The organism is Actinosynnema sp. NPDC049800 (assembly GCF_040656635.1).
Taxonomy (GTDB): domain Bacteria; phylum Actinomycetota; class Actinomycetes; order Mycobacteriales; family Pseudonocardiaceae; genus Actinosynnema.
Window position 1 is genome coordinate 14910 of the sequence record NZ_JBFAMT010000049.1, and the last position, 21819, is coordinate 36728.

At 73.2% G+C, this 21819-nt stretch carries 20 protein-coding genes; 10 read left to right on the top strand and 10 right to left on the bottom strand.

Annotated features, from left to right (window positions below):
- Window positions 1–6: 6 nt before the first annotated feature.
- Both AB0I91_RS35085 and AB0I91_RS35090 read right to left on the bottom strand, forming a co-directional pair.
- Window positions 7–912: a glycosyltransferase gene (locus AB0I91_RS35085; RefSeq protein ID WP_498779586.1), complete on the bottom strand. Its 906-nt coding sequence runs from the start codon at window positions 910–912 to the stop codon at window positions 7–9.
- Window positions 913–1107: 195 nt separating this feature from the next.
- On the bottom strand, window positions 1108–1779 hold the full coding sequence (locus tag AB0I91_RS35090) for a DNA alkylation repair protein (protein ID WP_499640779.1): 672 nt from the start codon (window positions 1777–1779) through the stop codon (window positions 1108–1110).
- 110 nt (window positions 1780–1889) lie between these two features.
- Between AB0I91_RS35090 and AB0I91_RS35095 the strand changes: the two genes are divergently transcribed.
- From AB0I91_RS35095 to AB0I91_RS35105, 3 genes are all read left to right on the top strand, one after another.
- Window positions 1890–2360, top strand: a complete 471-nt coding sequence (locus AB0I91_RS35095) for a hypothetical protein (protein WP_499640781.1) — start codon at window positions 1890–1892, stop codon at window positions 2358–2360.
- Window positions 2361–2579: 219 nt separating this feature from the next.
- A complete protein-coding gene (locus tag AB0I91_RS35100; protein WP_499640784.1) occupies window positions 2580–4340 on the top strand; it encodes a hydroxysqualene dehydroxylase in 1761 nt (586 codons plus the stop codon).
- A gap of 317 nt (window positions 4341–4657) precedes the next feature.
- Window positions 4658–5737, top strand: coding sequence for a DUF4034 domain-containing protein (locus AB0I91_RS35105; protein ID WP_499640786.1), 1080 nt, complete (start codon window positions 4658–4660; stop codon window positions 5735–5737).
- A gap of 268 nt (window positions 5738–6005) precedes the next feature.
- Here the strand turns inward: AB0I91_RS35105 and AB0I91_RS35110 are convergent, their stop codons facing one another.
- Entirely contained in the window at window positions 6006–6938 is a 933-nt protein-coding gene (locus AB0I91_RS35110; RefSeq protein WP_499640787.1) for a carbohydrate-binding protein, read from the bottom strand.
- Between the two features lie 448 nt (window positions 6939–7386).
- Here AB0I91_RS35110 and AB0I91_RS35115 point away from each other — a divergent pair, with 448 nt between their 5' ends.
- The gene (locus AB0I91_RS35115) at window positions 7387–7809 is read left to right on the top strand and encodes a cupin domain-containing protein (RefSeq protein ID WP_499612381.1); all 423 of its coding nucleotides are present in this window, start codon (window positions 7387–7389) and stop codon (window positions 7807–7809) included.
- Window positions 7810–7874: 65 nt separating this feature from the next.
- Here AB0I91_RS35115 and AB0I91_RS35120 read toward each other — a convergent pair whose 3' ends face one another.
- Window positions 7875–8906, bottom strand: coding sequence for a DUF2330 domain-containing protein (locus tag AB0I91_RS35120; protein WP_498779595.1), 1032 nt, complete (start codon window positions 8904–8906; stop codon window positions 7875–7877).
- Between the two features lie 287 nt (window positions 8907–9193).
- Between AB0I91_RS35120 and abc-f the strand changes: the two genes are divergently transcribed.
- The 4 genes from abc-f (at window position 9194) to AB0I91_RS35140 (ending at window position 15247) form a co-directional block, all read left to right on the top strand.
- The gene (gene abc-f, locus AB0I91_RS35125; protein ID WP_498779596.1) at window positions 9194–10819 is read left to right on the top strand and encodes a ribosomal protection-like ABC-F family protein; all 1626 of its coding nucleotides are present in this window, start codon (window positions 9194–9196) and stop codon (window positions 10817–10819) included.
- 3 nt (window positions 10820–10822) lie between these two features.
- Window positions 10823–12484 (top strand): ABC-F family ATP-binding cassette domain-containing protein, encoded by a 1662-nt coding sequence (locus AB0I91_RS35130; RefSeq protein WP_498779597.1) that lies wholly within the window; start codon window positions 10823–10825, stop codon window positions 12482–12484.
- A gap of 298 nt (window positions 12485–12782) precedes the next feature.
- Complete coding sequence (locus AB0I91_RS35135) at window positions 12783–14006, top strand: GGDEF domain-containing protein (protein ID WP_498779599.1); 1224 nt, start codon at window positions 12783–12785, stop codon at window positions 14004–14006.
- 5 nt (window positions 14007–14011) lie between these two features.
- Window positions 14012–15247 carry an MFS transporter gene (locus AB0I91_RS35140; protein ID WP_499640789.1) on the top strand — a complete coding sequence of 412 codons (1236 nt, stop codon included), beginning with the start codon at window positions 14012–14014 and terminating at the stop codon, window positions 15245–15247.
- Between the two features lie 134 nt (window positions 15248–15381).
- Here AB0I91_RS35140 and AB0I91_RS35145 read toward each other — a convergent pair whose 3' ends face one another.
- The gene (locus AB0I91_RS35145; protein WP_499640791.1) at window positions 15382–16128 is read right to left on the bottom strand and encodes a dienelactone hydrolase family protein; all 747 of its coding nucleotides are present in this window, start codon (window positions 16126–16128) and stop codon (window positions 15382–15384) included.
- A gap of 67 nt (window positions 16129–16195) precedes the next feature.
- Window positions 16196–16555 carry a MerR family transcriptional regulator gene (locus AB0I91_RS35150; RefSeq protein WP_499612375.1) on the bottom strand — a complete coding sequence of 120 codons (360 nt, stop codon included), beginning with the start codon at window positions 16553–16555 and terminating at the stop codon, window positions 16196–16198.
- Between the two features lie 52 nt (window positions 16556–16607).
- Between AB0I91_RS35150 and AB0I91_RS35155 the strand changes: the two genes are divergently transcribed.
- On the top strand, window positions 16608–17438 hold the full coding sequence (locus AB0I91_RS35155; RefSeq protein ID WP_499640793.1) for an NAD(P)-dependent oxidoreductase: 831 nt from the start codon (window positions 16608–16610) through the stop codon (window positions 17436–17438).
- 82 nt (window positions 17439–17520) lie between these two features.
- Window positions 17521–18120 carry a cysteine hydrolase family protein gene (locus tag AB0I91_RS35160; protein ID WP_499612371.1) on the top strand — a complete coding sequence of 200 codons (600 nt, stop codon included), beginning with the start codon at window positions 17521–17523 and terminating at the stop codon, window positions 18118–18120.
- Window positions 18121–18127: 7 nt separating this feature from the next.
- Here AB0I91_RS35160 and AB0I91_RS35165 read toward each other — a convergent pair whose 3' ends face one another.
- Genes AB0I91_RS35165 through AB0I91_RS35180 form a run of 4 tightly spaced genes read right to left on the bottom strand, consistent with a single transcriptional unit; the run spans window position 18128 to window position 21624 of the window.
- The gene (locus AB0I91_RS35165; protein WP_498779606.1) at window positions 18128–19102 is read right to left on the bottom strand and encodes a glycine betaine ABC transporter substrate-binding protein; all 975 of its coding nucleotides are present in this window, start codon (window positions 19100–19102) and stop codon (window positions 18128–18130) included.
- Entirely contained in the window at window positions 19099–19881 is a 783-nt protein-coding gene (locus AB0I91_RS35170) for an ABC transporter permease (RefSeq protein WP_499640795.1), read from the bottom strand. Before AB0I91_RS35170 ends, AB0I91_RS35165 begins: the two co-directional genes overlap by 4 nt.
- A complete protein-coding gene (locus AB0I91_RS35175; RefSeq protein ID WP_498779609.1) occupies window positions 19878–20984 on the bottom strand; it encodes an ABC transporter ATP-binding protein in 1107 nt (368 codons plus the stop codon). Before AB0I91_RS35175 ends, AB0I91_RS35170 begins: the two co-directional genes overlap by 4 nt.
- Complete coding sequence (locus AB0I91_RS35180) at window positions 20974–21624, bottom strand: ABC transporter permease (protein ID WP_499612366.1); 651 nt, start codon at window positions 21622–21624, stop codon at window positions 20974–20976. Before AB0I91_RS35180 ends, AB0I91_RS35175 begins: the two co-directional genes overlap by 11 nt.
- Between the last annotated feature and the right edge of the window lie 195 nt (window positions 21625–21819).

The following is a 21819-nucleotide window of genomic DNA, read 5'->3' on the forward strand; positions in this document are numbered from 1 at the left end:
GGCCACCTACCCGGCGGTCGGGTAGTCGGCGCAACGGGGCAGGCCGCGTTCCGCGATGACGTCGTTGAAGTCCGAGAAGCGGATCCGGGGTTCCTCGACCAGCAGGCGGGTGATCGGCGTCCGGTACTTCTCCGCGATGTAGCGGTAGTTCTCCAGGGCTGCCTTGGTGTTCGCGCCCTGGTCCTTCTCGTGCGGGTAGTGGATGGCGCTCGCCGCCCGGTCCACGGCGAACCGGGCGCCGTCGCGGTGCAGCCGGTAGGCGAGGTCGAGGTCCTCGCCGCCCCACTGCCGGAGCTCCTCGTCGTACATGCCGATCGAGCGCACCTGCTCCGTGCGCGCCGACGCGTGGCAGGTCCAGTACATCAGCCACGGCGCGGGCAGGTGGCCGAAGTCGTCGGAGTGCCGGGCGTAGAACGGCTCGCGCACGTCCGGCCACGCCCCCGTGCCCGCCATGGACGCGATGGAGCCGTCGACGTCCTCGACGTCCACGACCTTGCGGATCAGGTCGGCGTCCTCGTTGTCGAGGTTGAAGCAGTACACGTAACCGTTCAGCGCCAACGGTTCCCCGGACGCCTCGTGACGGGCCGCGTGCGCGCTCAGGCTCCCGGAGTGCAGCAGCACCCCGGAGTCGACGAAGACGCAGACCTCGCCGGTGGCGTGCCGGATGCCGAGGTTCCGGGCCTCGGCGACCCGGTACCCCTCGTCGGGCTGGTAGAAGTACCGCAGGTCCAACCGGTCCTCGAACCCGCGCACCGCGGCCGCCGTGTCGTCGGTGGAACCGTCGTCGACGACGAACACCTCGAACCGGTCACGGGACAGGTCCTGCTTGGCGAGCGAGTCGAGCGTCAGTTCCAGCAACCGCCGCCGGTTGTAGGTCGGGACGATGACCGTGCAGCGTAACGAGCTACCCACGAGAGGCTCTCCTTGTCGAGGTCCCGCCCCGTACGACGAGGGCAGGGGATCCGGCGGGCCCATGAGGGAGATCCGCTCTCCTGGGCGAGTCCCCGCCGATCACCGCGCAAGTCTGCCGAGCCGCGCGAGCGCCGGTCAACACCGCGCACGAAGTCCCGCCGGCCGCGGTTCGCACCGCCGACCGGGGGTGGTCGGCTACCGGTCGTGCTGTCGGCGCACCATCTCGGCGATCCAGGCGGGCGCGTACGGCGAGGTGCAGTTCGGCGGGGTCGGGTAGTCCTTGAGCACCTCCAGCCGCTCGCCGATGGCGATCGCGCGGGCGCGGTGGTCGGGGTGGTCGATCCCGATCCGGGCCAGGCAGTGGTTCATCGCCCACTGCAGCCGTTCGGGCGCGTCGGCCATCCCGGCCTCGATGACGTCGAGCAGCCCGTCGAGGTCGAGGCCCTCGGGCTTCTTGGCCACGCGCTCGGTGGTCAGGGCCCAGCCCGCGCTCGCGACCACCGGGTCCGGGTCGGCGGACCAGGCCAGGCGCAGCTCCTCGGCGGACGGGTGCTTCTTCACCACGTAGTTCACGAGCCAGTCGTGCACCTTGGGGGTGCGCGCGTCGCGCAACATGGCGTCCAGCTCGTCGCGCTCGAACGCCTTCGGGCGGCAGATCAGCAGCGCCAGCAGCCGCGCCGCCGTGTCGCCCGTCTCCCACAGCTCGCGCGCGAGTTCCTGCTGCGTCTTCAGCCGCTTGGCGATCGCGCGCAGCTCGCCCAGGTTCACGCCGTGGTCGTCGCCGTGCTTCTCGTTCACCGCGCGTGCCCGCGGGTCCTCGAGCGCGGACAGCTCGGCCACCACCTCGGCCACCGTCGTCCCGACCATCCCACCCTCCGGTCCGCTCGTCCTCGGGTCAGCCTACGAGCCGGCGGGCGTCCTGGCCGGTAGCTGCCGGCCGGCGACCTCCGGAGCGGCCGGCCGGCTACGTTCGGCGCATGGTCACTCACCCCGCCCGCCCGGTACTCGTCGCGCTGCCGGTGGTCCTGCTAGCCGCCTGCGGGACCGGAACGACCACCACCGCGGCTGCGCCGTCGTCGGTCGCGTCCACGACGATCTCGTCCACCACTGCCCGTCCAACCACCACCACCACGACCACGACCACGACCACGACCACGACCGAGGCTCCGGGCCCGCCGCCCACCGCCGCCGACGGCACGGACCTCGCCGCGTGCGCGGACGGCAGCTGCGAGGTGGTGGTCAAGACCGGTGACGTGCTGCACGTCCCGACCGGCCCGCTGACGGTGGTGGTCGGCGGCGGTCGGGCCGGGGTGCGGCCCGATCCGTCGAGCGGGATGACCGGCCTGTTGGCGGGTCCTCCGGGATGGGTGGGCATCTTCAACGACCAGGCGTTCACGGTCGGGGAGGTGCGCGGCGACCAGGCGGTGCTGAAGCTGGGCCCGCGGTGACCGTGCGTCCGCAGCGGGACACCCGAACAGGTGATTCTCTGCGGCCTCGTACGGTCTAGGCCCCGGCGACCAAGGTGACGTTCCGACTGATTCGAGGGCACGGAACCGTTGCGGTGAAAGGGTTTCCAGGAACGGACCACCGATCGAACGATCACGGGGCGAGCTGGTCGACGGGACTAGAGTGCTGCCCGGTGACCTCGGTCGAGGGGGTGCGGATTCGTGGACGGGTTCGGGCTGAGTCGTCGTGCTTTCCTGGCGGGCGCGGGCGCCGGTCTGGCGGGGTTGGGCTTGCCGGGGCTCGCCGCGGCGGGCAGCGGTTCCCCGGTGGCCACCGTCGCCGTCCTCGGCGGTGGGGTCGCCGGCCTCACGGCGGCGCACGAACTGGCCGAGCGCGGGTTCCCGGTCACGCTCTACGAGCGGCGCGCCCTCGGCGGCAAGGTCCGCAGCATGCCGGTGCCGGGCACGGGGCACGGCGGTCGGCGCGACCTGCCGGGTAAGCACGGCTTCCGCATCTTCTTCGGCTTCTACCAGGACCTCCCGGACACGCTGCGGCGGATACCGTTCCCGGGCAACGCCAACGGCGTGCACGACAACCTGGTCCCCGCCTCCGGGTTCCTGGCCTCGTTCGCCGGCGGCCGGGAGGACCTGCGCATCCCGCTCACGCTCCCCGACGACCCGTTGGCGTGGTTGACGCCGGACATCCTGCTGCGCCAGGTGCGTGCCGCGGTCGAGACGGCCTTCCACCTGCCGCCGCACGAGGCCGCGGTGTTCGCCCAGCGCGTGCTGGTCTACCTCACCAGCTGCGAGCAACGCCGGCTCGGCCAGTGGGAGCACACGACCTGGCCGGACTTCCTGCGGGCGCGGGGCAAGTCCGAGGACTACCAGCGGATCTTCGTCTACGGGCCGACCCGCGTGCTCAGCTCCACCAGGACGGACAACGCCAGCGCGCACACCGCCGGCCTCGTCACCGAGCAGGTGCTGTTCAACCTCCTGGGCCGCGGTGGCGAAGGTCCGCTGGACCGGGTGCTGAACCTGCCGACGAACGAGGCGTGGGTCGATCCCTGGGAACGGCACCTGCGCGACCTCGGGGTCGAGTTCCGCCTGGGGTGGGCGATCGAGGACCTGGTCGTGGACAACGGGCGGATCTCGGCGGTGCGCACCCGCGACCCGGAGGGGCGGTCGCAAGCGGTCGAGGCCGACTACTACGTCTGCGCGCTGCCCGTCGACCACGCCCGACGCGTGTGGAACGCCGACCTCCTGGCGGCCGATCCTCGTCTGCGCGACGCGGCGACGTTGGAGACGCAGTGGATGGCCGGCCTGATGCTCTACTTCGACCGGCCCACTCCCCTCGTGCGCGGTCACGTGTACTACATCCACGCGCCGTGGTCGTTGAGCTCGATCAGCCAGGCCGCGTTCTGGCCGGCGCGAGACTTCCCGGCCGACTACGGCGACGGCCGCGCGGCGGACTGCGTGTCCGTCATCATCTCGGACTGGGACGAACCGGGCGTGCTCTTCGGCCGGCCCGCGAAGCAGCTCACCGAGGAGCAGATCGTCCAGGAGGTGCTGGCCCAGCTCGAGCAGCACCTCAACGACTCCGGTCGGACGGTGCTCGACCGGTCGTCCCTGGTGACCTGGTTCCTGGACCCGGGTCTGACCGGGCTGGGCGGGCCGAACCCCGTCAACGCCGACGAGCTCGTCGTGCAGCCGGTCGGTTCCTGGCGCCGACGCCCCACCGCGCGCACCGCCGTGCCCAACCTCTTCCTGGCCGGCGACTACGTCCGGGCGCCGATCAACGGCGCGAGCATGGAAGCGGCGAACAGCACCGCCCGCCTGGCGGTCAACGCGCTGTTGGACGAAGCCGGGTCGAGCGCTCCGCGGGCGGTGGTGCACGAGCTGTACCGGGCGCCCGAGTTCGAGCTCCTCAAGGCCCAGGACGAGGTGAACTACCGGCTCGGCCTGCCCAACGCGTTCGACCTCTGAGCCGTCCGGCCTGCCTGAGGGCGGGGCTGATGGCGGCTCAGCCGGTCCGCCGGGAGGCCGTCACCGCGTTACACCAAGGGGTGTGGCTTTCCTCTCAGCTCACCGTCCTTGTGCGAGTAGATCATGGCGGTAGCGTCCGGCGGGCCGCCTTTCGGCGCGCTTCGACACCTCCGGTGGGCACCGTCCGGGAGAGACCGACGGGCGTCACGGACCGCGTCGGACCAGAGCTGCCGCCAACGGCCCCGGCCGCGCGGAGCGCACCGCCCACCGCCGAAGGCGTGCCCGCCCGAGGCCGGTTCGACCCAGGAGAGCACCACGTGGTCCTGTCCCTGCTGAAGCAGCCCGGGAAGCTCCTCGCCGTCATCTCGCTCATGCGGGAGGCCAAGCGGCGCGGCGTCGAGTTCGAGGACCTGCCCGACGAGGTCGTCGCGGCCCGGCTCACGGGGCGCGTCGACGTCACCCGCTGGGGTCTGGTGCCCGACGCCGAGGTGGTCGCGCGGGGACCGGCCGACGCGGAGCTGGACACCGCGACCGCCGCCGCGGACGAGGGCCGGTGGGAGCCCGCCGCCCGGCTGCTGTCGTCCACTTGGGGCAACTGGGACCGCCGCGAGGAAGTGGTGCGGGCGCTGGCCGAGTGCGCCGTCCGCAACGGCGGCTTCCTCCAGGAGTGGCACGAGGTCGACCCCGGCAACGGCGACCTCGCCGTGCTGTACGCGCAGTCGTTGGTGTACCTGGCGTGGGAGGCGCGTGGCACGGCGCGCGCCGCGCAGACCAGCCGGGCCCAGTTCGAGGGGTTCCACCGCGTGCTGTCCCGGGCGCAGGTCGCGGCGCACCAGGCGGCCGACGCCCTGCCGGAGGACCCCACGCCGTGGACGTCGCTGGCGATGACGGCCCGCGGCCTGTCCTACGACCACGACCGGTTCGGCCGGGTGTGGGACGAGCTCGTCGCACGCGCGCCGCACCACCGGTCCGGGCACGTGCAGGCCCTGCAGTACTGGTGCCGCAAGTGGAGCGGGTCGCACGAGCTGATGTGCGACTTCGCCGTGCGTGCGATGAACACGTCGCCCAAGCTGGCCGCGTTGCCGCTCATGGCCGCCCTCGAAGGCGTCGGGGACGACCCGAAGGTGTGGCGGTCGCCGATGGTGCGCGACGCGCTGGACGTCCTGCTGCCGCGCCTGGCCGGTGAGGGGGCCGCCACGAAGGCGCTGCGCTCCGACCGGGGCCTCGCCATCGCCGCCCTGCTGGTGACCAAGCGCTACGACGAGGCGCTCGACCAGTTCCGCGTCCTCGGCCCGCACGCCGACGGCGAGCCGTGGCAGAACTACTTCTCCAACCCCCGCCTCGGTTTCCTCCAAGGCCGGATCGAGGCGTGCAAGGGCGCGCGCAAGCCTTCCTAGGCCCGGCTGGGGGAACAGCGGACGCGCGATCCGCAGTGCCGGAGGAACTCGGGGCGGTACGTCTCGCGCAGCCTGCGCATCAGCCGCTCCCGCAACGGCTGCTCGGTGTCGCGCTCGTCGACCGGTGTGAACCCGAGCGCGCCCCGGGGAGGCAAACGCCCGGGGAGGTCGCCCGTGTGGGTGGCGATCGCCCTCGGTGCGGGCGGCGCAGGACCGCCCGCACCGAGGTCGGGCCGGTGCGGTCACCGCCGGTGCGGCCCGAGGCGGGTCAGTGCGACACCTGCCAGTGGCTGTTCGCCGTCTGCAACGTGAACGACAGCCCGTAGCAGCCGAAGTCGGTGCTGGACACGCTGCCCGGCGGCGTCACCGACGAGTTGCCCGTCGTCAGCGCCGTCCACGTGCCGTTGACCTTGATCTGGAGGTTGGCCGCGTGGAACTGGGTGCCGTAGGTCTCCGAGCAGTAGTAGCCCTCTCCGGTGGTCGCGTCGTACTCGGTGTAGACCTCGAACATGCTCCAGCCGCCGTGCGGGTCGACGAGCTTGATCGGGTCGGCGCTGGTGAACAACGCGTCCCAGGTCGAGGTGGTGTAGTTGTACAGGTAGGCCGTCCAGGAGTTGGTCACGGCGTCGGTCTGCACGTCCAGCACGGTGTAGGCCGGCAGGCCCTGGAACGTCGTGGTGTAGGTGCTCAGGAAGGTCGAGTCGATCCAGGCCACGGCGGCGAAGCCGGGCGAGGCCGCGCACCAGTCCCACGCGCCGACGCCGTTGCCGCCCTGCCAGTAGAACGTGGTGACCTCGATGCAGGTCTTCCCGCTCGGCACGAGCGTCGGCGCGTACACCACGTCGGGGTTGCCCGACGGGATGCTGATGCCGGGGTTGATGGTGTGGGTCGCCTGCGCGCCGTCGGAGACCACGGTCGGGAACGCGCCCCAGACGGAGTGCAGGGCACCGCTCCACGGCGGGAGCGGCACCGCGTCGGCACCCGCCCGCCGCCGGTCGTGGCCCGCCTGGAACGCCGCGCCCCGCTCGAGGACCTGCTCGCTGAGCTTCGCGCCGGCCGCGGCTCTGGCCGCGTCGCCGCGCAGCGCGGGCACGGTTCTCCCGCTGACCGGCGAGTCGGGCGTGGGCTGGGCGACCGCGGCCGGCTCGTCCGCCGCCGCCGACACGGGCACTGCGGGCACCAGGAGCGCGCCTGCGGCCACCACCGCGACGGCGATCCGGCGGAGTGGCGATCGGCGTGGTGGGAGCGATGAAGACGGCACTGCCGTTTCCTTCCGACAAAGGGGATTGGCGTACCGCGGACGTGGAAGGGCGCGAACGACGCGTGCGATGTCCCCCCAGGACGTTGCGGCGTCCGAAGCCTGCTCCTCCCCCGCGACCGCGGCCAGAGCGCGATCACGGTGCGTGCGGACGTCCGAACCGTCGCCCCTCGGTGTGCCCAGTGCCCCCGGCACTCCACGTTCGGGCTCGACGAACGCGGTTCGCGGCCTCCGGTCGGCGGCGCCGCGAACCTACGGGTTCCCGCTGGAGGACGAAGTTCGCCGGCCCACCCTGTGGAACGACGAGGTTCACACGACGGCGCGAGGGCCGCTCATCGTCCGTCCGGGTGATCATCGTGGAGGCGCCGGCGGTGAGGAGGATGCTGGAGTCATGCGCAACGTGGTGGGGATCTGCTCAGCGGTGGTGTTGGGCCTGGGTCTGGCGCCCGCGGCGTCGGCCACCCCGGGGACCGGGGTCAGCGGCGTCACGCTGTTCCAGCACGTGGTCGGTGACACGGAGTACGTCGTCCGGGAGGTCACCATCGCGCCGGGTGGCGCGACGGGCTGGCACTACCACCCCGGTCCGGTGTTCGGTCTCGTCAAAGCGGGGACCCTGACCCACCACCGCGCCGACTGCGCGGTGGACGGCGTGTACCGCCGCGGTGAGGCGATCGCCGAGGACAGCGGGCCCGGCTACGTCCACTTCGGACGGAACCTGGAGGCGGAACCACTGGTGCTGGAGGTGTTGTACGTGAACCCGGTGGGCAACCCGCTGGCGGTCGACGCACCGAACCCTGGCTGCCCGTTCGAGTGACCGCCGGACGGCACAGCGGGTGCCCTGAGCGACGGCACCCCGTGACCGAGAACGCCGACCCGCCCTCACTCCCCGACCGGCCGGCGACGCCGCACGAGCACCACCGCGCCGACGACCAGCGCCAGGCCGAGGAGGGTCAACGGCAACGCGGGCAGCGGCCACGACGAGCGGACGTACTCGTTGACGACCACCACCGCGCGGTGGGGCTCGTCGGTCGCCGAGCGGGTGAAGCGGATGTCGTCGGTGATGTGCGCCGGCCGGAACTCCGCGTCGTAGCGGGTCAGGAAGCGCGGCCCGGTCAGCGCCGCGGACAACGTCGGGTACCGCGGGTCCGGCCGCACCTCGCCCGCGAACGTGAGGTCGGGCGCGCTGCCCGCGGGCGCCGGGTTGGTGACGTCCATCCGGTGGTCGGCCAGCACGTACAGGCGCAGCGGCTGCCTGCCCTCGGCCGTGGCCGACAGCCGCATCGGGTAGACCGGCGTGTCGGTCTCGAACGCCAGCCGCATCGGCGGCAGGCCGTCGGCGAGGCTGCCGGACGTCGGCGCCAGGCGCACCGCGACGACGAGCCAGCCCTCCGCCAGGTACGGCCCGAGCGCGCCTCCCAGGGCCGTGGGCAGCGTGAAGTCGTGCTGCCCCAACCACTCCGTCACGGCGGTGGCGTCCGTGCCGGCGAGTTGGGCGACCTCGTAGGGCCCGATCTCGACGTGGTCGACGACGGTGGCCCCGCGATCGGACCCCGGTGGAGCGCCCGCGCCGTCACCGTCCACCACCACGCGCCGCACCTCGACGTCCGGGCGGCTGATCCGGTCGAGCTCGGTGAACAGCTCGCCCTCGGCCACGTCGAACCGGGCGCGCGCGGGCACCGGCATCAGGAACGCGGCCTGGGTCGCCTCGGAACGCGCCTGCACGGAGAGCGTGATCGACTCGGTGCGGCCGGTCAGCTCCACCAGCGCGGTCTCCTGCTGCGCGCGCAGCTTGTCGTTCGCGACGAACGCCCCGCACGCGCACGCACCGGACATCGCGGGGTCGACCGCCACGAGCGTGGCGGCGAGCGCGAGCACCACCGGGATCCGGGTCGCCATTCGGCCGATTGCCATGCCCCGTCCGACGCCGCCGACGACCGCCGGGTTCCGCAATCCGGCCGCCGGTCCTGATCAGTGGGGGCGGCCACACCGCCCGGGTCCGCTCGGCGGCGGCCGCCGGGGTTTGCTATCGTGCAGTCGGAGAGCCGTGTGAAGGAGACTCGACGTGATTGGTGAAGACGACATCTTCGGGTGAGCCCCGGATGTGATCGGCCACCGGCGCCAGTGCCGTGGCCGTCTTCAGTCGTCCACCTTTCCTCTTGGGCATTCGTCGCCCGCATCACCTCAGAGGTCTCTCACCCATGTCCGAAACCTGCGTCGTCGTGTCCGGCCTGTCCTTCTCCTGGCCCGACGACACCCCCGTCTTCGACGGGCTGTCCTGCACCGTCCCGACCGGCCGCACCGGTCTCGTCGCGCCCAACGGCGCGGGCAAGACGACCCTGCTCAAGCTGATCGCGGGCGAGCTGCGGCCCTCGGCGGGCAGCGTCGTGGTCGACGGCGTGCTCGGCTACCTGCCGCAGGACCTGCCGCTGACCGGCGAGCCGACCGTCGCCGAGGTCCTCGGCGTCGCGCCGGTCCTGCGCGCCTTGGCGGCCGTCGAGTCCGGCGACGTCGCCGAAGAGCACTTCACCACCATCGGGAACGACTGGGACGTCGAAGAGCGCACCCGCGCCCAGCTCGACCGGCTCGGTCTCGGCGACCTCGCCCTGGACCGCCGCCTGCACACGCTCAGCGGCGGCCAGGTCGTGTCCCTCGGCCTGGCCGCCCAGCTGCTCAAGCGGCCGGACGTGCTGCTGCTGGACGAGCCGACCAACAACCTTGACCTCGACGCGCGCCACCGGCTCTACGACGTGCTGGACGACTGGCACGGCTGCCTGCTCGTGGTCAGCCACGACCGCGCCCTGCTCGACCGCGTGGACCGGATCGCCGAGATCGACGGCGGCGAACTCCGCTACTACGGCGGCAACTTCACCGAGTACGAGCGGGCGGTCGAGGCCGCGCGGGACGTCGCCGAGAAGAACATCCGCAACGTGGAGCAGGAGCTCAAGCGCGAGAAGCGGGAGATGCAGCAGGCGCGTGAACGCGCCGCGCGGCGGGCGAGCAACGCCGCGCGCAACCTCGGCAGCGCGGGGCTGCCCCGGATCTTCGCCGGGACCATGAAGCGCAACGCGCAGGAGTCGGCGGGCAAGGCGAGCGGGACGCACGCGGCGCGGGTCGACGCGGCCAAGGCCAGGTTGGACGAGGCCGAGCGGGCGTTGCGGGACGAGCAGAAGATCTCCCTGGAGCTGCCGCAGACCGCCGTGCCCGCCGGGCGGACGCTGTTCCTGGGCGAACGCCTGCGCGCGGGCTACGGCGAGCGGGAGGTGCTCGCGGGAGCCGACCTGGCCATCCGCGGGCCCGAGCGGATCGCGCTCACCGGCGCCAACGGCGTCGGCAAGTCCACCCTGCTGCGGATCGTCCACGGCGACCTGGAGCCCGACGGCGGCGAGGTGAAGCGGGCCGACGGTCGGATCGCCTACCTGTCGCAACGGCTCGACCTGCTGGACGGCGAGCTCACGGTGGCCGAGAACCTGGCCGCGTTCGCACCGGCGATGCCGCCGGCGCAGCGGATGAACCTGCTCGCCCGCTTCCTGTTCCGCGGCGCCCGGGCGCACCTCCCGGTCGGCGTCCTGTCCGGCGGCGAGCGGCTGCGGGCCACGCTGGCCTGCGTGCTGTTCGCCGAACCCGCGCCGCAACTGCTGCTGCTGGACGAGCCGACGAACAACCTCGACCTGATCAGCGCCGGGCAACTGGAGCGCGCGCTCAACGCCTACCAGGGCGCGTTCGTCGTGGTCAGCCACGACGAGCGGTTCCTCGCCGAGATCGGGGTCGGCCGCCGGCTCCGGCTGGCCGACGGCCGGCTGCTGGACGAGCCGGTGGCGGGCTGAACCATGGTCGAAGCAGCACTGCTCGCGCACGACCTGGTGCGCGTCCTCGGTGGCCGGCGCGTCCTCGACGGCGTCTCGCTCACCGCCGCGCCGGGCCGTCGGATCGGCCTGATCGGCGAGAACGGCGCCGGCAAGTCCACGCTGCTGCGGTTGCTCGCGGGCGTGGACCACCCGGACCGGGGCCGCGTCGAGCGGCCGGCCGACCTCGGCTACCTGCACCAGGAGATGTCGTTCGACCCGGCGGCCACCGTGGCCGACGTGCTCGACGACGCGCTGGCCGGCGCGCGGGAGGACCTCGCCGAGCTCGACCGGCTCGCCGGCCTGCTCGCCGACTCCCCGGACGACGCGGACCTCCTCGCCGCCTACGCCGAGCGCCTCGACCACGCGCAGCGGCACGAGGCGTGGGACGCCGACCGGCGGGCGAAGATCGTGCTCACGGGCCTCGGCCTGGACGACGTCGCGCACGACCGCGCCCTGGCCTCGCTCTCCGGTGGCCAACGCGCGCGGCTCGCGTTGGCGGCGCTGGTGGTCCGCCGGCCGTCGGCCCTGCTGCTGGACGAGCCGACCAACCACCTGGACGACGACGCCGCCGGCTTCCTGGAGGAGCAGTTGCGGGGCCTGCCGGGCGCCGTGGTGGTCGCGAGCCACGACCGGGCGTTCCTCGACGCCGTGTGCACGGACGTGGTCGACCTCGATCCCGCGCCGGGTGGTCCGGTGCGCCACGGCGGCAACTACACCGCCTACCTGGCCGAGAAGCGCACCCAACGGGTGCGGTGGCAGGAGCGCTACACCGCGGAGCAGGAAGCGCTCGCCGCCCTGCGCGACGCGCTCGGCGTGACGGCGCACCGGGTCGCGCCGAACCGCGCCCCGCGCGACAGCGAGAAGATGGGCTACGGGCACCGGGCCGGCCGGGTGCAGAACCAGATCGCGCGCCGCGTGCGCAACACGGCGCGCCGGCTCGAAGAGCTGGAGCGGCGGCAGGTCCCCGCGCCGCCGAGGCCGCTGCGCTTCCACCCGGACGTCCTCGCGGACGCGCCCGCGGAGCGGTCGCCCGACGATGTGCTGGTGTCCCTGCGCGACGTGGTCGTGCCCGGACGGCTCGCGCTCGCCCGACTCGACGTGCCCGCCACCGGGCGGCTGCTGGTCACCGGTCCGAACGGCGCGGGCAAGTCCACCCTGCTGCTGGTGCTGGCGGGCGTGCTCGAACCGGGCGGTGTGCGCCGACGCCCCGGGCTCCGGGTCGGCCTGCTCGGCCAGGACACCCGGTTCGACCGGCCCGGTCGCACCGCGCGGGAGACGTACGAAGCGGTGCTCGGCACGGCGCGGGCCGAGTCCGTTCCGCTGGTCTCGCTGGGGCTGCTGCACGAGTGGGACGTGGACAAGCCCGTCGGCGAGCTGTCGGTGGGTCAGCGGCGGCGGCTCGGGCTGGCGCTGGTCGTGGCCGACCCGCCCGAACTGCTGCTGCTCGACGAACCCACGAACCACCTTTCCCCTACGCTCTGTGACGAGCTGGAGGACGCCCTCGGGCCGGGGCCGGGCGCGATCGTGCTCGCCAGTCACGACCGGAGGCTGCGCTCGCGGTGGCCGGGCGCCGAGGTCCGCGTCGACCCCGTGCCAACCGAGACGCCGCAGGTCGGGCCGGCGATCGTGGACGAGCGGGGCTGACCCTGGAGTGGGGCGGCCCGGCCGCACGTGCGGGGGTGGCGGCCGGGCCGGCGGTGTTCAGCGGCGCCAGTCGTTCGGACGGCTGGTGCGCCAGTCGTTGGGGCGACCGTTGCCGGTGGTGATCGTGACGGTGCTCATGTGCTCTCCCGGGGTGCTCGACTCTGTGTGAGGGCTTGGTTACGGTGTCATCACCTGGTTTTGAGGCGGTGACACCCATATGGTCGCTGGGAGTCGACGACAGCGCGCATCCCCTCTGGGGTGGTGGCGCGGTTGGTCGCTGTGGCGGCTGCCGCGCGCCGTGTTGGCGTACGTGCTGGGCGTCGAGGCCGTGGCGGTGGTCGCGGTGGCGTCCGTGGCGACGTTGACGCCGGTGACGGGTCGCCACTGGGTGTGGTTCGCGGTGCTGGCCGGCGCGGCCGTGGTGCACTTCGAGGCGGCGCGGGGGCTGGAACGGGTGCGCGAGGTGGCGGCCGAGGGCAGCCCGTACGCGCACCCGCAGTCGATCTGGCTGTTCGCGGGCGTGCTGGTGCTGCCGCCGCCGCTGCTGGCCTGCCTGGTCGCGGTGAGCTACGGCTACGGGTGGGTGCGGATCTACCGGCGCAGCCCGCTGCACCGCAAGGTCTTCTCCGCCGCCACGGTGCTGCTCGCCTGCTTCTCGGCGGGCGCGATCCTGCTGGCGGCGCACCCCGATCCCGCGCTGCCGCACGCCGCGCAGCTGACCGGCCCGGTCGACCTGGGGGCCCTCGTGGCGGCCGGTGTCGCGTACTGGTTGGTCAACCTCGCGCTGGTGGTCGGCGCGATCCTGCTGTCCACCCCGGTCCGGCCGGGGCGCGACGTGCTGGGGCCGTTGAGCCAGCAGCTGGTCATCGCCGCGTCGATCGGGTTGGGCACGGGCCTGGCCGTGGTGCTGGTGACGGCGCCGTGGGTGGTGCCGGTGCTGGTGGTCACCATGCTCGGGATGCACCTGGGGCTGCTGCTGCCGGTCTACCGCACCGCCGCCCGGGTGGACGGCAAGACCGGCACGTTGACCTCCGTGGCCTGGACCGAGCGGGCCGCCGCCGAGCTGTCCCGCTCCGCGGCGACCGACGCGCCGATGGCCGTGCTGCTGCTCGACCTGGACCACTTCAGCGCGATCAACAACACCCGCGGGCACCTGGCCGGCGACCACGCGCTGCGCGCCGTGGCCACCGAGCTGCGCCGCCAGGTCCGCGACGGCGACCTGGTCGGCCGGTGGGGCGGCGAGGAGTTCGTGGTGCTGCTGCCCGGAACCGACCCGGCCGACGCCCGGCAGGTGGCCGAGCGGATCCGCGCCGCGGTGCGCGAGCCGTTGACGGACGTGCCGGGCGCGGCCTTCGGCGTGGACGGCGCGCTGCGGATCACCGCGTCGCTGGGCGTGGCGGTGTTCCCCGTGCACGGCCGCACCGTGGACGAGTTGCTGCTGGCCGCCGACACCGCGCTGTACCGCGCGAAGCACAACGGTCGGGACCGGGTGGAAACCGCGCCCTCCGGCACCGCCGGCTGACCCGGATGGTCGACCAGGACGCCGGGCGGGCCCGGTACCACGAGGTGTTCGCCTCCACCGAGTTCCGGGCGCTGTTCGCCGCCCACACCGTCTCCACCATCGGCGACCAGTTCGCCCGGGTCGCGCTCACGGTGCTGGTGTTCCGCGACACCGGCTCGCCCGCGTGGGCGGCGATCACCTACGCGTTGACGTTCCTGCCGGACCTGATCGGCGGTCCGCTGCTGGCCGGCTTGGCCGACCGGTACCCGCGGCGCGCCGTGATGGTGTGCTCCGACCTGGTGCGGGCCGTGCTGGTCGCGTTGATGGCCGTGCCGGTCCTGCCGTGGCCGGTGGTGTGCGGGCTGCTGGTGCTGCTGCAGTTGGCCGGCGCGCCCGCGGTGCCGGCCCGGACCGCGCTGTTACCGCACGTCCTGCCCGGTCCCGCGTTCCGCGCGGGCGCCGCCGCGCTGTCCACCGTGAGCCAGGCCGCCCAGGTCGCCGGGTTCGCCGCCGGCGGTGTCCTGGTCATCGCCGTGGGCACGGGCGGTGTGCTGCTGCTGGACGCGGTGTCGTTCGCGGTGTCGGCCGCCGCCGTGGCCTGGTGGGTGAAGGGCCGGCCCGCGCCCGGTGGCAACGGCGCGCGACGGCCGGGGTGGTGGCGCGCGATGACGGCCGGCGCGACCCTGGTGTGGCGCGACCGCAGGCTCCTCGCGTTGATCTGCTTCGCGTCGCTGTCCGCGTTCTACATCAGCGGCGAGGCGCTGGCCGTGCCGCTGGCCGACCAGTTCGGCGGCGGGCCGGTCGCGGCCGGGCTGCTGTTCGCCGCCTACCCGGCCGGGTGCGCGCTGGCGAGCCTGGTCGTGGCCACCCGCCCGGAAGCCGCCCAGCTGCGCGCCTTACCCGTGCTGGCGGTGGCCACCAGCGCGCCGCTGGTCGTCTGCTTCCTGCACCCCGGCCTGCCGGCCCTGGTGCTGCTGTTCCTGGCGTCCGGCGCCGCGTCGAGCTACCACGCCATCGCCTCGCCGACGTTCGCCCTGTGGACGCCGGACGAGGCCCGGGGTCAGGTCTACGGCTTGGCCGTGACCGCGCTCAAGATCGCCCAGGGGCTCGGTGTCGCCGCCGCCGGGCTCGCCGCCGAGCACGTGCCGCCGCACCAGGTCGTCGCGGCCGGCGGGGTGCTGGGAGTGCTGGCGGCGTTGGGCGTCGGCGTGCTCTGGCGGCGCAGCGGGGCCACCCGGGTGGGCCGGACCGTCGCCCCGTGAGGATCTCGTCGATGCGACGCCCGGCGGCGTTCAGGCCGTCCGCCGCGTCCGCTCCAGAACGACAACCGCACCACGGGGTCCGGCGCCGCGCCCCGTCGGTCCCGCGGTTGTGATTCGGACGTCCCGCGCCGCAATCAGTGGCCAGGGCTGCCCAGGTGCCGGGCGAAGAACCGGATCGAACTGTCGATCTCGAAGGACGGGACTCGGAAGTGGCTGCCGGGGTTGGCGTGCAAGGTCTTCTCGGCGGAGCCGAGCGCGTCGAACAGCTTCATGACGGAGTCCCGCGGATTCCCTTCATCGTCCCACTGCAGCACGAACTCGACCGGGATCGTGATCCGCGCCGCGGTGTCGATGAGCCAGTCGCTCCCGACCAGACCGAGGACCGCGGCCGTGATCCGAGGTTCGGCCGCGACGAGGCGGAGGCCCATCTCGCCGGCCTGGGACAGGCCGTAGTACCCGACGGGCAAGCCTTTGCCGACGGAGTCGAGTTCCTGGAGCGAGTCCAGGGTGGTCTGCCAGTCGGGTACGAGTTCTGCCGCCACGGTGTCGTTGAGCTCGGGCCACGCCGGGCCGAAGGGCTCGCCCGCTGCCTCCCGTTCCTGGATGACCGCGACGAGCCGCCGGATCTCCGGGTGCGCCGGCCTGTCCCCGGTACCAGGCGCGTCGATCGCGGCCACCGCGAAGCCGCACGAGGTGACGTAGGGGAAAGCTCGGGAGACGACCTCCCACCCCTTCTTGTGCCCGCCGCCGCCGTGCCCGATCAAGACCAGCGGACGGGGACCGGAGCCCTCGGCGGGCGTCCAGAGCACCCCGGGGATCTCCCCGATGGTGAAGAGCTGCTCGCGGATGCCGTCGGCGACGGTGTCCGAGGTGATTCGCATGGCGGCATTGAACCGGCGTTCCCGCTGGTGTGGCGAGCCGATTACCCGGGCGGCCGGGCCGCCGGCGTCAGCCCGCTCGTCGTTCGGCGGCGATGATCAGGTCCAGGTTGCCGCGGGTCGCTTCGAGTTCGCCGATGGCCTCGCCGATCCGGTCCCGGTGCTTGACCAGCTCGTCGACCAACTCGGGGCAGCCGGGCGCCAAGAGATCGTCGTCGTCGACCATGCACGGCAGCGCTTGCACGATCTGCGCGATGCTCAACCCGGCCGCGAGCAGGACCCTGATCCGGCGCACGGCCGCCACGTCCGCGTCGCGGTAGACGCGATAGCCGCTCGGCCGCCGTTCCGGGTGCAGCAGGCCGTGTTCCTCGTAGTACCGCAACGCGCGCTCGCTGACGCCGGTCCGTCGCGACAGCTCCCCGATCCGCACCCCGGCTCCCGACTTGACTCTGACGCCGATGTCAAGGTTTAGCTTAGCCGCCATGACACCCGTGACCGTCCTCGGACTCGGACCGATGGGCCGGGCGCTGGCGACCGCGTTCGCCGCCGCCGGCCATCCCACCACCGTGTGGAACCGCACGCCGGGCAAGGGAGACGACCTCGACGCCACCACGGCGGCCACCGCCGCCGAGGCGATCGCCGCCGGTCCCCTCGTCGTCGTGTGCGTGCTGAACCACCAGGCCGTGCGCTCGGTGCTCGAACCCGACGCGCTGACGGGCCGCACCCTGCTCAACCTCACCAACGGCTCGCCGACGCAGGCCCGCGAGATGGCCGCGTGGGCGGCGGGGCACGGCGTCGACTACCTCGACGGCGTGCTGCTGAACGGGGTCGTCGGCGGGCCGGGGGCGGCTTTGCTCTACAGCGGACCGGAGGACGTCTACGAGGCGCACCGGGCCACGTTGTCCGCGCTCGGCGAGCAGGGGACGTACCTCGGCGCGGATCCCGGCCGGGCGGCCGCGTTCAACGCCTCGCTGCTGGACCTGTTCTGGACGTCGATGTTCGGAGTCGTGCACGCGTTCCGGTTGGCCGCCGCCGAGCAGATCACCCCGGCCGAGCTCGCCGGGCACGCGAAGGTGATGGCCGGCCTGGTCCCCGGGCTCATCGACGTGGTCGCCGAGCACCTCGCCGCCGACCACTTCCCCGGCGACGCCTCCACCCTCGTCTCGGCGGCGGCGATCCTGGACGACGTGATCGACACCGTCCGGGCCAACGGCCTGGACGACGGCGTCCTCGACGCCGGACGTGCCGCCGTGCGGCGGGCGATCGACGCCGGGCACGGCTCGGCCGGCTTCTCCCGCCTCGCCGTGCTCTGAGCACCGACACGGCGCACGGCCGCCCGACCCGGAAGCCGCCCCCTCGCAACGCCGGGTCCGGCGGGCGAGGCAGGATCGTGGCATGAGCCTCGATCCACAGCGGGCAGCGGTGCTGGCGCTGCACTGGCAGGTCAACGTCATCAAGCCGGAGGGGTTCTTCGGGCCGATGCTGGCCGAGCCCGTGGCCCGCAGCGGCGTCGTCGGACGAGCGGCGCGTTTTCACGAAGCGGTCGGTGTCCCCGTGTTCTTCACCAGGTTCACCATTCCCGAGGGCGAGGGCGGGCTGGTGCGCAACACCGGCTTCATGCGGGCCGTCGGCGACGCGCAGGAGGCGTTCCGGCCCGACGCGCCCGGCGCGCGGCTGATCCCGGAGCTGGCGGGCGGCACACCGACCGTCGTCGACAACCAGAAGCTGTCCGGCCTCGCCGGCAACGACCTGGCCGCCCGGTTGTCCGAGCGGGGCGTCGACACGCTGCTGCTGACCGGCGTGGCCACCAACCTGACCGTCGAGCAGACCGCGCGCCACGGCACCGACCTCGGCTTCACCGTGCACGTGGTCAGCGACTGCGTGACCGCGGCCGACGACGCCGCCCACACCGCTTCCCTGGCGAACCTCGACCTCACCACGGCGGGCTGCCTGACCGCGGACGAGGTCCTGGAACTCCTGCGCGCGCGGTCCTGAGAGGACGTCAGGACGCGGGCAGCGAGACGAACCCCTCGCGCACGAGCCAGTCGCGGGCGACGGCGGCCGGGTCCCGGCCGTCGACGTCCACCTCCGCGTTGAGCGCGCGCACGGTGTCGTTGTCCAGCTTCGCCACGATCGGCGCCAGCACCTCGGCGACCTGCGGGTGCGCGGCGTGGAAGTCCTGGCGCAGCACGACCGCGGCGTTGTAGCGGGGGAAGAACTTCTTGTCGTCCTCCAGCACGACCAGGTCCAGCGCGACGATGCGGCCGTCGGTGGTGAACACCTCGCCGAAGTTGCACAGCCCCGTGGACGTCGCGGTGTAGATCGTGCCGGTGCCGAAGGTCTTGACCTCCGCCGCGGCGGCGTCGAAGCCGTAGGCCTTCGCCACGCCCGGGAACCCGTCGTTGCGGCTGACGAACTCGGTCTCCAGGCAGAACACGGCCTCGTCCGGCGAGCGGCCGATCAGGGCGGCCATGTCCGAGGTGGTCCGCAGGCCGTTGGCGCGCGCGAACTCCTCGGTGACGGCGAAGGCGTAGGTGTTGTCGATCGCGGAGTAGTCGAGCCAGACCAGGCCGTTGCGGGCCAGGTCGGCGTCGCGGACCGCCTCGTACTGCGCCCGCTCGTCCGGGATCGGGTCGGTGTTGCCCAGGTAGCTGATCCACCCGGTGCCGGTGTAGTCCCAGGACAGGTCGATGTCGCCGGTGATCAACGCCTGGCGGGAGCTGTTGGAGCCCTGGATGTTGGTCATGTCCCGCACCTCGGCGCCCGCCGCGACGAGGGCGACCTCGGCGAGGTAGCCGAGGACCTGGTTCTCGGTGAAGTCCTTGGAGCCGACCGCGATCTCCACGCCGGCCAGTTCGGGCACGGGCCGGATCGAGCCCGGCCCCACGTCGAACGGCAGCGCGAACGACGACTCCAGGCCGCAGCCGGACGTCAGCAGCGCCACCGCCACGACCGCCAGTCGCGTGATCCGCCTCATCGCAGCCCCTTCGGTCCCAGGTAGGTCTCGACGAGCGCGCCCAGCCAGTCCACGAGCAGCGCGAGACCGACCGCCAGCACCGCGCCGGTGATCAGCACGGGCACCCTGGCCAGCTTGTAGCCGGTGTCGATCAGCAACCCGAGGCCGCCGCCGTTGACGAACACCGCCAGCGTGGCCACGCCGACCGCGTGCACCAGCGCCGTGCGCAGCCCGGCCAGGATCAGCGGCACGGCCAGCGGCAGCTCGATCCGCCGCAGCACGGTCGCGGCGGACATGCCGATGCCGCGGCCGGCGTCGACGAGCGCCGGGTCGACGCCCTGGAGCCCGACCATGGTGTTCCGCAGCACGGGCAGCAGCGTGTAGAACGCGATCGGCAGCACCGCCGCCCACAGCCCTTCCAGGCCGGAGACCAGGAAGAACAGCACCAGGATGCCGATCGCGGGCGAGGCCTGGCCGATCGTGGCGAGGCCGAGGAACAGCGGCGCGGCCCGGCGTGCCCACCGGCGGGTGAGCACGATGCCGAGCGGCACCGCCACGACCAGGACGAGCCCGGTCACCACCAGGCTGATCACCAGGTGGTCCCAGGTCGCGGACACCAGGGAGGAGGCGTTGAGGCTCTGCCGCTCGATCGAGTCGAGGTCGCGGGTGAACGCCCAGAGCAGCACGCCGCCGACCAGCGCCACCACGACGACCGGCTGGACCAGCAGGCGGAGCCGTTCGGCCCGCGGCGGCGAGGTGGTCGTGGTGGCGGCGGTCCGGAGGTCGGCCGCGGCCGTCACGCGTCCGCCTCCGCGTGCTCGTCGCGCAGCTTCCGCACCGTGCCGATCACGGCGTCCATCTCGACCAGCCCGACGTACTCGCCGCGCGAGCCGGTGACGACCGCCGCGCCGCCTTCGGTGAGGATGGCCTCCAGGGCGTCCTGGAGGGTCGACTGGAGCGTCACCGAGTCGCCGACGGGCCGCGGTTGCCCCGGACCGCGCACCCAGCTCACCGGGCGGTTGCGGGCGTCCAGCAGCAGCGCGTGGCGGCGCCCGGACCCGGCGAGCCTGCCGAGGACGTCGGCGGGCCGGTCGGTCGCCGGCGCGGTCACCGCCTGGCTCAGCTCGACCTCGCGCACCCGGCGCAGCCTGAGCTGCTTGAGCGACGCGCCGGCGCCGACGAAACCGGCGACCGTGTCGTCGGCGGGGTTGGCCAGGATCGCCTCGGGGGTGTCGTACTGGAGCAGGCGCGACCGGGGGCCGAGCACGGCGATCCGGTCGCCGATCTTGACCGCCTCGTCGAAGTCGTGCGTGACGAACACGATCGTCTTGCGCAGCTCGGACTGCAGCCGCATCAGCTCGTCCTGGAGGTTGCCGCGCGTGATCGGGTCGACCGCGCCGAACGGCTCGTCCATCAGCAGCACGGGCGGGTCCGCGGCGAGCGCGCGGGCGACGCCGACGCGCTGCTGCTGGCCGCCGGAGAGCTGCCGCGGGTAGCGGTCGCGGAACTCGGCCGGGTCGAGCCCGACCAGGTCCAGCATCTCGTCCACCCGGTCGGCCACCCGCGGGCGGCGCCAGCCGAGCAGGCCGGGGACCGTGCCGACGTTCTGGCCGACGGTCAGGTGCGGGAACAGCCCCGCCTGCTGGATGGCGTACCCGATGCCGCGGCGCAGCTCGTCGGGGTTCAACGACAGGGTGTCGGCGCCGTCGATGGTGATGCGACCCGAGGTCGGCTCGATCAATCTGTTGATCATCCGCATCGTGGTGGTCTTGCCGCACCCGGACGGGCCGACGAGCACCACGGTCTCCCCCGCCGGGATGGTCATGCTGACCGACTCCACCGCGGGCGCCTCGACGCCGGCGTAGCGCTTGGTCACGTCGACGAGCCGGATCTCACTGGCCACGGATCCCCCTGGAAACGGTGTAGCGGCCGATCAGCGCGAAGATCCCGTCCAGGACCAGCGCGAGGACGACGATGCCGAGCGTGCCCGCCACCGCCTGGTTGGTCGCGTTCGCGCTGCCCGCCCTGGTCAGGCCGGCGAAGATCTCCACGCCGAGGCCGGGCCCGCGGACGTAGGCGGCGATCGCGGCGATGCCCATCAGCATCTGGGTGGCGATCCGCGTCCCGGTCAGGATCGCGGGCCAGGCCAGCCTCAGCTCGACCCTGGTCAGCACGCCCACCCTGCTCATCCCGACGCCGCGGGCCGCGTCGCGCACGGCCGGGTCGACGCCGCCGAGACCCACGATCGTGTTGCGCACGACCGGCAGCAGCCCGTACAGCACGAGCGCGACCACGGTCGGCGGCACGCCCAGCCCCAGCACCGGGATCAGCAGGCCGAGCAGGGCGAACGACGGGATGGTGAGGATCGCGCTGGTCAACGCGGTCGCGGCGGTCGAACCGAGCGGGCTGCGGTACACCGCGACACCGATGCCGACGCCGATCACCGCGGCCAGCAGGGCGCACTGCACCACGGCGCTGACGTGCAGGAGGGCCTCGACCAGCAGTCGGTTCCACCGGTCGACCACGAACTCCCCGAAGCTCACGTCGTGGCTCCCGGTTCGCCGGCCGCGACGGTCTTGGTCCACACAGGACGGATAAGGCAACCCCCTCGTCCGGGACGCGCTGTCCTAAGTGCACAGCGGCTCGTCACCGCCGCACACCGCACCGCGCGGCGACACCGCGGTGCCGGCGTGCCGAGCGGTCCCGGCACCGTACCGCGATCTTGCCGCAAGGCGTCG